This is a genomic window from Nocardia sp. NPDC019219 (genome assembly GCF_040632645.1).
In the GTDB taxonomy this organism is placed as follows: domain Bacteria; phylum Actinomycetota; class Actinomycetes; order Mycobacteriales; family Mycobacteriaceae; genus Nocardia; species Nocardia sputorum.
Genome location: NZ_JBEYCG010000006.1, coordinates 355,561 through 365,326, shown reverse-complemented (window position 1 = coordinate 365,326; position 9,766 = coordinate 355,561). Strand labels below are relative to the sequence as shown.

General features: G+C 68.5%; 9 protein-coding genes. 7 read left to right on the top strand and 2 right to left on the bottom strand.

Annotated features, from left to right (window positions below; translation table 11 throughout):
* The coding region (locus tag ABZ552_RS15150) for a hypothetical protein (protein WP_357437653.1) at positions 1-185 on the top strand (185 nt) is incomplete at its 5' end.
* 308 nt (positions 186-493) lie between these two features.
* Here the strand turns inward: ABZ552_RS15150 and ABZ552_RS15145 are convergent.
* A complete protein-coding gene (locus ABZ552_RS15145) occupies positions 494-1,462 on the bottom strand; it encodes a YafY family protein (protein ID WP_281873626.1) in 969 nt (322 codons plus the stop codon).
* A gap of 61 nt (positions 1,463-1,523) precedes the next feature.
* Between ABZ552_RS15145 and ABZ552_RS15140 the strand changes: the two genes are divergently transcribed.
* The 6 genes from ABZ552_RS15140 (at position 1,524) to ABZ552_RS15115 (ending at position 9,053) form a co-directional block, all read left to right on the top strand.
* Positions 1,524-3,815: an excinuclease ABC subunit UvrA gene (locus ABZ552_RS15140; protein ID WP_357437650.1), complete on the top strand. Its 2,292-nt coding sequence runs from the start codon at positions 1,524-1,526 to the stop codon at positions 3,813-3,815.
* 110 nt (positions 3,816-3,925) lie between these two features.
* A complete protein-coding gene (locus ABZ552_RS15135; RefSeq protein ID WP_357437647.1) occupies positions 3,926-4,804 on the top strand; it encodes a glycosyl hydrolase family 32 in 879 nt (292 codons plus the stop codon).
* 109 nt (positions 4,805-4,913) lie between these two features.
* On the top strand, positions 4,914-6,326 hold the full coding sequence (locus tag ABZ552_RS15130; RefSeq protein ID WP_281918785.1) for an L-fucose/L-arabinose isomerase family protein: 1,413 nt from the start codon (positions 4,914-4,916) through the stop codon (positions 6,324-6,326).
* 2 nt (positions 6,327-6,328) lie between these two features.
* A complete protein-coding gene (locus ABZ552_RS15125; protein ID WP_357437670.1) occupies positions 6,329-7,810 on the top strand; it encodes an FGGY-family carbohydrate kinase in 1,482 nt (493 codons plus the stop codon).
* A 56-nt stretch (positions 7,811-7,866) separates the two neighbouring features.
* Entirely contained in the window at positions 7,867-8,046 is a 180-nt protein-coding gene (locus ABZ552_RS15120; protein ID WP_350356451.1) for a hypothetical protein, read from the top strand.
* Complete coding sequence (locus ABZ552_RS15115) at positions 8,043-9,053, top strand: glycoside hydrolase family 172 protein (RefSeq protein WP_357437643.1); 1,011 nt, start codon at positions 8,043-8,045, stop codon at positions 9,051-9,053. The genes ABZ552_RS15120 and ABZ552_RS15115 overlap by 4 nt, the downstream gene beginning before the upstream one ends.
* Here the strand turns inward: ABZ552_RS15115 and ABZ552_RS15110 are convergent.
* Positions 9,044-9,535 (bottom strand): hypothetical protein, encoded by a 492-nt coding sequence (locus ABZ552_RS15110; protein ID WP_281873638.1) that lies wholly within the window; start codon positions 9,533-9,535, stop codon positions 9,044-9,046. The genes ABZ552_RS15115 and ABZ552_RS15110 overlap by 10 nt on opposite strands.
* Positions 9,536-9,766 lie beyond the last annotated feature (231 nt).

The following is a 9,766-nucleotide window of genomic DNA, read 5'->3' as shown; positions in this document are numbered from 1 at the left end:
CCGAAAACCTAGCAAAACAATCGCCAGCCGGAAAATTAGCTGACAAAAAATGCCCGACCCTCCACACGGGGAGCGGAAGAGCCGGAACCAAAAAACATTTGGCACTGACATTCATCGACACACTATTGAGTTCTCAAAGAACACACGCACACACATTCACCCCGGATTCTCCGGAACTTCAGTGAGGCAACTTTTCCAGCCTAGCCCATTCGTTCACCCGATCAAAATCGGGCTCCCGATCGAGCCAGTGTGATCGTCAGGCGCTCCTCGTCCTACCTCGTTTCCCGGTCCTTCCGCTCAGCGTCTCCGCTTTGCTTCTCGGCTCCGGGTCGGTGTCCGTGTCGCTCTGACCTGGAATAAGTTACGCGGCGTCGTACGCTTCGTCAAATCGCCTGCCCAGCGCGCGAATTCGCAGGTCAAAGGCGTGCGATCCGCGTGATCACGACCCGAATGACACAAGTGTGATTCAGACCACGACAAGATCGATTCGCGCCTAGCCGGCGTTCCCCGATGCCCGGAGCAATTTGGCGCCGAGTCTTGCGAGGAGGTCTTTCATTTCGGTGGGTTCGACGACCTCGAAGTCCAGGTTCAGGTGGGCGATGCGAAGGGCGGTCCACTCCAGTGAATCCGCGGAGGTGCGCAGGAGACAGGTCCGCTCGTCCAGTGGTTCGATCTCCTCCGAGCGCACACGGAACGCCTCCACCAAGACCTCCGCGGAGGCATGGACCCGCAGGACCACGTGGCGAACCGGCCTGGAGCGCGCCAACTGGCTGGTCACGAAACTCGCCGCGTCTTCGGCGGGCAGGGGCCGGGGCGCGCAGCGTATGCCGGTCGGCTGCGGTGAGGTCAACCGGTCCACGCGGAAAGTGCGCCAATCGGCGCGGTCGACGTCCCAGGCCACCAGATACCAGCGGCGGCCCGCGGAGACGAGACTGTGCGGTTCGGCCAGACGGCTGCTGTCCGCGTCGGTCTTGTCGCGGTATCGGAATCGGATTCGTTCGCTGTCGCGCGCGGCGGCGGCCAGGGTGACGAGCACCTCGGGATCGATCATCGGGCCGGCGGCCGGTCCGCCGAGGGACACGGTGGTGGCGTCTATCGCGTCGACCCTGCGGCGCAACCGGGACGGCAGGACTTGCTGCAACTTCACCAGGGCGCGGGCGGCCGATTCCTCGATCCCGATGACCGCACCCTGGGCCGCGCCGCGCAGTCCGAGTGTGATCGCGACCGCCTCCTCGTCGTCGAGCAACAGCGGTGGCAGCGCCGCACCCGCTTCGAGGCGGTATCCGCCGAGGGCACCGAGGCCGGCCACCACCGGATATTCCAGCTCGCGCAGGCGCTCGACATCCCGCCGCACCGTTCGCACCGTGACCCCGAGCCGCGCCGCCAGTTCGGGGCCGCTCCACTCGCGGCGGGTCTGCAAGAGCGAGAGCAGTTGCAGCAGGCGCGCGGCGGTCTGGGTCACGGTCCCAGTATGGCCGCGAAGGAGGACAGATCCCGACCTCATCGGCCCCAGCGTGACGGACGTGCAAGCTCATCGAGACTCCATCACGATCGTCGGCGCGCGCGAGAACAACCTCCGCGACGTGTCACTGACGATCCCCAAAGGCAAGATCGTGGTCTTCACCGGCGTCTCCGGATCGGGTAAGTCGTCGCTCGTCTTCGGCACCGTCGCGGTGGAGTCGCAGCGGCAGCTCAATGAGACCTTCACCTGGTTCATCCGCAACCGGCTGCCCAAATACGAGCGGCCGGAGGCCGATGCGATCGACAATCTGGCGCCCGCCGTGGTCGTCGACCAGAAGCCCATCGGCGGCAACTCCCGGTCGACGGTGGGAACCATGACCGATATCCAGTCGATCATCCGGGTGCTGTTCTCCCGGCACAGCGTGCCGAGCGCGGGTGAGGCGACTCGCTACTCGTTCAACGATCCGCTGGGCATGTGCCCCGCGTGCGGCGGCCTGGGCCAGGTGGTGCGCCCGGATCTGGACAAGCTCCTCGATACCGGCAAGTCGCTCAACGAGGGCGCGATCACCTTCGGGCCGTTCGCGGTCGGAACATTCCAGTGGCAGCTCTACGCCGAGTCGGGGCTATTCGATCCCGACAAGCCACTGCGGGACTTCGATCCGGAAGAGTGGCAGTTGTTCCTGCACGGCAAGGGATTCCGGGTGCCGCGCAAGAACCGGAACGGCTCGGCGGGGAACAACGCCTACGAAGGTCTGCTGGAGCGGTTCGATCGCCTGTATATCAAGCGCGACCTCGCCGCGTTGTCGGACAAGAATCGGGCAGCCGCCCGCGCGGTGGTCACCGAGGAGGTCTGCCCGGACTGCGGGGGCGCCCGGCTCAACGCCGCCGCGCTGGCGAGCCGGATCGATGGACTCGGCATCGCCGACTACGGCAGGCTGGAGGTCACCGACCTCATCGAGGTGCTCGCCGGCCTGGATGATCCGGTGGCTCGACCGATCGCACAGGCGGCCATCGCCCGGCTGCGCCGGATCGAGGAGGTGGGGCTCGGCTATCTGTCGCTCGATCGGGAGACCGCGACCCTGTCCGGCGGCGAGGCGCAGCGGCTGAAAGTCGTCCGGCATCTGGGCTCCAGCCTCACCGGCATGACCTACATCTTCGACGAGCCGAGCGTCGGCATGCACCCCCGCGATGTGGGACGCCTCAACACACTGTTGCGGCGGCTCCGGGACAAGGGGAACACCGTGCTGGTGGTGGAGCACTCCCCCGATGTGATCGCCGTCGCCGACCACGTGGTCGACATGGGGCCTGGCGCTGGTTCGCACGGCGGACAGGTCGTGTTCCAAGGCACGGTCGATCAGCTGCGGGTCGCACGGACACCCACCGGTGCGGGATTGCGCCGCTTGCGGCGGGTGAAGGAAGACGTCCGTGAGCCGACCGGTTGGCTCACCGTCACCGATGCCGACGCCTACAACCTCAAGAGTCTGACCGCACGGTTCCCGACCGGCGTGCTCACGGCGGTGACCGGCGTGGCCGGGTCCGGCAAGAGCACGCTGGTCTCGGGCGCGTTCGTCACCGCGCACCCACAGGTCATCGCGGTGAACCAGTCCGCGATCGCCGCCTCGCGACGTTCCAGCCCCGCCACCTATCTCGGCATCATGGACCCGCTGCGTCAGCTCTTCGCCAAGCGACACGGCGTGCGGCCGGGCTTGTTCAGTTTCAACTCGGACGGCGCCTGCGGGGAATGCGACGGCGCGGGAGCGATCTTCACCGACTTGGCATACATGGACCCGGTCACCACGGTCTGTCAGGCCTGTCACGGGCGCAGGTACCGGCCGGAAGCGCTCGCCTACGAGATCCGCGGAGCGTCGATCGCCGACGTCCTGGAGATGTCCGCCGAGGACGCGCTGGATTTCTGGGCGGAAGACGGGGACCGGCGCATTCGCACACCGTTGCGGGCGCTGCTCGACGTCGGTCTCGGCTACCTCACCCCCGGTCGCGCGCTCTCCTCGCTGTCCGGCGGCGAACGCCAGCGCGTCAAGCTGGCCGATCATCTCCAGCGGCGCGACGGCGCCGGGGTATACGTGCTGGACGAGCCGACCACCGGGCTGCACATGGCCGACGTCGACACGCTGGTGGGGCTGCTGGATCGGCTGGTCGACGCGGGCAACACGGTGATCGTCATCGAGCACGACCTGGACGTCGTCGCGCGCGCGGATTGGGTGATCGATCTCGGCCCCGACGGTGGAAAGCACGGCGGCGAGATAGTTTTCGCCGGGACCCCGGCGGCCTTGCTGGCAGATCACCGGTCGCTGACCGCGGAGTACCTGCGGCGCAGTGTCGCCGCCCGAGTATGACCGCCCGCAAGCAGCTATCTCGCCGTTTCCGGCGGACGATGTCCAATGCCGAGATCCACTGATGTCCGCAGGACGGCACAGGGGCGCATGCCGCGGCGCATGATGAACCTATGACGACACGGGAGGTGGTTCGGGCGGGAGCTTTCGCACGGATCTTCGACCCGAGCGCCGGTGAAACGGAACAGTGGTACATCAACGACCACACGATTCTTCGCGACGACGCCGGACGGTGGCATCTTTTCGGAATCACCCATCCGGAACCCGCGGACCCGTTCGACGAGACCGAGTTCGCCCACGCCGTCGCGGACCGGCTGCACGGGCCGTGGACCAAACACGATTGCGCCCTGCGAGTGGACCGGGACTACGGCGAAACGCATCTGTGGGCGCCTTACGTGGTCGGCGCCCGTGGGCAGTACTACATGTTCTACGCGGCGGGCGGCGCCGACCGCACCGGCGCGGCGATGAACCTGGCGACCTCGCCGGACCTGTTCCGCTGGACCAGATCGCCGGCGGGCCCCCTGTTCCACGACGGCTACGACGCGCGCGACCCCATGGTGGTGCGCGTGGGCGACCAGTGGGTGCTGTACTACTGCGCGACCAGCGCCCCGGCGGGGGGTCATCACGTCGTCGCCTACCGCACCAGCACCGACCTCGTGCACTGGGGCGAGCGGCACATCGCCTACACGGACCCGGCCAAAGGCACCGAAGCGGGCAATACCGAATCTCCTTACGTCGTCCGGCATGACGGATGGTGGTACCTGTTCATCGGCCCGCGCCCGGGTTATGTCGGCACCGATGTCTTTCGCAGCGACAGCCCTTTTCGCTTCCGCATCGGAGACAAGGTCGGCCACATTGCCGCGCACGCCGCCGAAGTGATCCACGACGACGGCCGGTGGTGGATCACCAGCGCGGGCTGGGGTCAGGGCGGGGTCCATCTGGCGCCGCTGCGCTTTCCGCAGTCGCGCGTCGTCAAAACGGTTCCGCGCTAGGCGGACCGGCAAGCGCGATTTCGGCGAAACGCGTCTCCGGTCCGGCCGCGGCTGGTATCTGTTGATCGAGTCGAACTCTCCGATCACCCCACCTACGGGAGGGACCGGCATGGCCCGTATCGGCGTTATCAGCATTTCCGATGGCCGCGACTATGTGCATGCGGGCATCGCCGATTTCATCGCCTCCAGCGAGGACCGGCTGGTGGCCGCGCTGGAGCAGGCGGGCCACGACGTGGTCCGCGGCGCGGCGCCGGTCAGCGACAACGCGCTGGCGAGTTCGGTGGCGCGCACGGTCGCGGCGGCGGGCGTCGATCTGACCGTCCTGCACTACGCGGTGTGGGCGTTCCCGCACTTCACCATGCTCGCTGCGGGCGCGATACCCGGGCCGCTGCTGTTGCTGTCGAATATCGACCCGGTGCAACCGGGCATGGTGGGCATGCTCGCCGCGGGCGGCGCGTTGGATCAGATCGGACGCAAGCACAGCAGACTGTGGGGTGACCCGTCCGATCCCGAGCTCATCGAGGCCATCGGCGTGCGCGCGCGAGCCGCGGCGGCCGTATCCGGCTTGCGCGGTTCGACGTTCGGGCGCTTCGGTGGGCGGCCGATGGGCATGAACACCGCGGTCGCCAATACCGATCAGTGGCAGCGGCAGTTCGGCATCGACGTCGAGGAAATCGATCAGTGGGAGATCGTGCGGCGCGCCGAGCTGGCCGACGCCGGCGAGGCGAGGGCCGCGCGGGAGTGGCTGGAGCGGCACACCGCGGGCGTGCACTACGACGGCGTGAAACTCACTCCGCAGCTGCTGGAACGCCAGATCCGCTCCTATCTTGCGGTCCGTGAACTGATCGCCGAATGGCGGCTGGATTTCTCGGGGATCAAGGGGCAGCCCGAACTCACCCAGTATTTCGCCACCATGGACGTCACCGAGGCGTTCCTCAACGATCCCTACGACTGGAACGGCCCGAAGGAACCGCACGTCTGCGCCACCGAAGCGGACATGGACGGCGCGCTGACCATGCAACTGCTCAAGCGGATCGCGGGCACCCCGGTGCTGTTCGCCGACGTCCGGCACTACCACGCCGATCGCGACATCTGGGATCTGTGCAATTCCGGCCAGCACGCCACCTGGTTCGCCGCGCGCAGCGCCGATCCCGCGGAGAACCTGGCGAAGGTGCACCTGTATCCGGAGGTGTTCTTCTTCCCCGCGGGCGGAGCCTCGGTGCACCATCTGGCCGCGCCGGGACAGATGACCCTGGCGCGGCTCACCCGTCTGGACGGCGCCTACCGCATGCAGCTGATGCTCGGCGAGTTCGAGCACTACGACCAGCAGACCAACGACGCGCTGATGAAGCAGTCGACCTGGGAGTGGCCGCACGCGTTCGCCCGGCTGGACGCGCGCGCCGAGGACTTCCTGAACCGCTTCGGCGCCAACCACATCCACGCGGTGCCCGGTGACCACCGGGCCGCCCTGCGCGCGACGTGCGAGCTGCTCGACGTCACGCTGGACGAGTTCACGCGGTGACGATGTTCCTCGGCATCGACATCGGGACTTCGAGTTCCAAGGGCGTGCTCACCGATGCCCGCGGCAGCATCGTCGCCAGGGCCGAGCGGGCGCACGAGGTGTCCATGCCGCATCCCGGCTGGGTGGAGCACGACGCGGAGACGGTCTGGTGGGCCGACTTCGTCACGCTCGCCCGCGAGTTGACGACGGCTACCGGCGGCGTCGCGCTGGAGGGTCTCGCGGTGTCCGGGATCGGCCCGTGCCTGCTGCCCGCCGATGCGCAGGGCAGGCCGTTGCGCCCGGCCATCCTCTACGGCGTCGACACCAGGGCCGGCGCCGAGATCGGTGAACTGAACGCCGAATTCGGCGCACGGGCCGTGCTCGACCGCGCCGGGTCACCACTGACCAGCCAGGCGGTCGGCCCGAAGGCCCGCTGGCTGGCCCGGCACGAGCCGGACGTCGCCGCACGCACCGCGATGCTGCTGATGGCGAGCTCTTTCCTGGTGTACCGGCTCACCGGTCGCTACGTTCTCGACCACCAATCGGCCAGTCAGTGCGTACCCCTGTACGACCTGCGCGCACGTGCGTGGGCGGCGGACTGGGCAGAGCGGATCGTGCCGGGCTGGGCATTGCCGGAGCTGGCGTGGCCCACCGAGATCGTCGGCCGGGTGAGCGCCGACGCGGCGGCCGCCACGGGGCTTCCGGCGGGGCTGCCGGTCACCACCGGGACCATCGATGCCTGGGCCGAGGCGGCCAGCGTGGGCGTCCGCGCTCCGGGCGACGCCATGATCATGTACGGCACCACGATGTTCCTGGTGCAGGTGCTCACCGACCCGCGCCCGCATCCCGGTCTCTGGGGCACCTGCGGCACCTGGCCGGATACGTACACACTCGCCGCGGGTATGGCCACCTCCGGCGCGGTGACCGACTGGCTGCGCAAGCTCGTGGGCGGGGAGTTCACCGACCTGGTCGCGGCGGCGGCGGACGTGCCCGCGGGCAGCCGAGGGCTGCTCGCACTGCCGTATTTCGCCGGGGAGCGCACTCCCTTGTTCGACCCGGACGCGCGCGGCGTCGTCGCGGGACTCACCCTGGGGCACGGACGGGCCGAGCTCTACCGGGCGGTTCTGGAGGGCATCGCGTACGGGGTACGGCACAACCTGGAGGCCATGACCGAAGCCGGCGGGCGGGCGGGGCGTCTGGTGGCGGTGGGCGGCGGCACCAAAGGCGGGCTGTGGACCCGGATCGTCTCCGATGTCACCGGGCTGCCGCAGCAATTGCCCGCCGACACCGTCGGCGCGAGCCTGGGCGACGCTCTGCTCGCGGCCGAGGCGGCCGGGGTCGACACCTCGGGGTGGAATCCCGTCGTCGATACCGTGCGGCCGCGCCCGGAACACGTCGCGAAATATGAGGAGTACTACCGGCACTACCGAGATCTGTACGATCGCACGACGGATATCGCGCATTTCCTTGCGGCCGAACAGCACCGTGCCGGCGCGTCTTCCTGATCGCGGATGCCCGTGCGACGATGCAGAGTCGGTTCGCGGAACGATACGAGGATTGCATGCCCACGATCACTCTGACCCAGGACAATTTCGACTCCGTCGTCGCCTCTCATCCGATCGTGCTCGGTGATTGGTGGGCCGGCTGGTGTGGGCGACTGGCCGCGGCGGGCGGGACGGAGACCGCGCGGCGAGCCGGGCTCGCGCCGACCGCGCCCCGATACGGGTGGCCGGGATTGTGACCGCGCCGGGCGGTGAGCTGTGGCGGCTGGACGACACGCGAACCCGGTCGGTCAGCGCCGAGAATCCGACGGGCGCGCCGGGCGCGGGCGCGCGGGCGACCGACGGCACCGGAGCGCATGCGGCGCGGCTGTTGGGCCCGGGCTGGAAGGTCTCGCCCTCCATCGCGCTCGCGCACGGCGAGACCGCCACACTGGCCGACGTTCCCGGCCCCGGAGTGTTCCGGCATTTCTGGTTGACCACCGAGCGTTCCGTCCTCCGCGGGCTGACGCTGCGCATGACCTGGGACGACGCACCAGCGCCCGCGATCGAGTCGCCACTCGGCGACTTCTTCTGCAACGGCTGGGGCGAGACGGCCCTGCTCGGTTCGGAGATGGTGGTCGTCGCGCCCGCCGGTGGCTTGAACAGCTATTGGCCCATGCCGTTTCGGCACCGTGCGCGCATCACGCTGGAGAATCGTTGCGGGCGCGAAGTTCCCGTGTACTACCAGGCGACCTACACCGAAGAGGACGTGCCGGACGACGCGGGGTATCTGCACACACGATGGACGCATACGACCGGCGTGGGGACTCCGGCGGTTCACACGATTCTCGACACGGTGCCAGGACCGGGCCGTTACGTCGGCACCTACCTCGCCATCCGCCCGTGCGCCCCGGGATGGTGGGGCGAAGGCGAAGTGAAGTTCTTTCTCGACGGGGACACCGACCATCCCACGATTTGCGGCACGGGTACCGAGGACTATTTCGGCGGGGCCTGGAATTTCGACCTCGACGGGACATACCGCACGTATTCCACGCCCTATCTCGGGCTGCACCAGGTACTGCCGCCGGAGCAGATCTATCGTCCGGAGCAGCGGTTCGGCATGTACCGCTGGCATGTGCGCGACCCCATCTGTTACGAGCGCGAGCTGCGCGTCACCGTGCAGGCTCTCGGATGGCAGGACGCGGCGACCTATCTCCCGCTGGCGGACGCGGAGGTGGCGACCACCGCCTGGTGGTATCAGGGCTGATCGAGGTCGTCCGCATCCGGCGGCAAGTCCGATGCGAGCAGTTCGTCGGCGCGCGCCAGTACGGCGTCCATGCCGGCGGTGAGATCATCCATCACGGTGAGGCCGTCCAGCAGTCCGGTGAGCTCGTCCTGCACGGCGCGCAGTTCCGCGATCGCCGGGTCGACCGGAAACCACGCGACCGCGTCGCGCCACCACGGATCCTCGGAGAGCCAAGCCCACAGCACGTCGCGCACCAGCACCGGGTCGGAGGTGTACATCTGGAAGGACTCCGTCGCCGAACCGGCCTGGTGCTCCAGCTCGTAGACGCCGTCGGGCAGCAACCGGGCCCGGATCTCGTGCAGGTCGGCGCGGCTGAGCTCGAGCACGGCGTGTCCAGGCGCGGCCGGTTCGTCGAGCAGGTCGCCGAGCGCTTCCTCGGTGAGTTCCGGCAGCTGCGTCCCGTCTCCCGTGCGGATGCGCACGTCGGTGGGGTCGATGCTCATCGCGCCAGTCTGCCCCATGCGGCGGACGCATACGCGATATGCGCCGGTGCGGGGCGGTCCGGGTGCAAGGTGGTCGGTATGGGTGTGCTCGGAAGGATCGGACGGTTCGCCGCATCACACGGCGGGTCCGTCTTCGGCAAGCGGCAGGCTTCGTGCGAGGCGGCCTTCATCGGCCCGCGTCCACCGCGCCATGGCTGCCGTGGCGGCGATATCGGCCGGATCCGCCGGGGG

Excerpts from the sequence above, each read along its gene's own strand:
- ABZ552_RS15135 (WP_357437647.1), top strand. The coding sequence starts at position 3,926 with ATGACGACACGGGAGGTGGTTCGGGCGGGAGCTTTCGCACGGATCTTC.
- ABZ552_RS15130 (WP_281918785.1), top strand. The coding sequence starts at position 4,914 with ATGGCCCGTATCGGCGTTATCAGCATTTCCGATGGCCGCGACTATGTG.
- ABZ552_RS15125 (WP_357437670.1), top strand. The coding sequence starts at position 6,329 with ATGTTCCTCGGCATCGACATCGGGACTTCGAGTTCCAAGGGCGTGCTC.
- ABZ552_RS15120 (WP_350356451.1), top strand. The coding sequence starts at position 7,867 with ATGCCCACGATCACTCTGACCCAGGACAATTTCGACTCCGTCGTCGCC.
- ABZ552_RS15110 (WP_281873638.1), bottom strand. The coding sequence starts at position 9,535 with ATGAGCATCGACCCCACCGACGTGCGCATCCGCACGGGAGACGGGACG.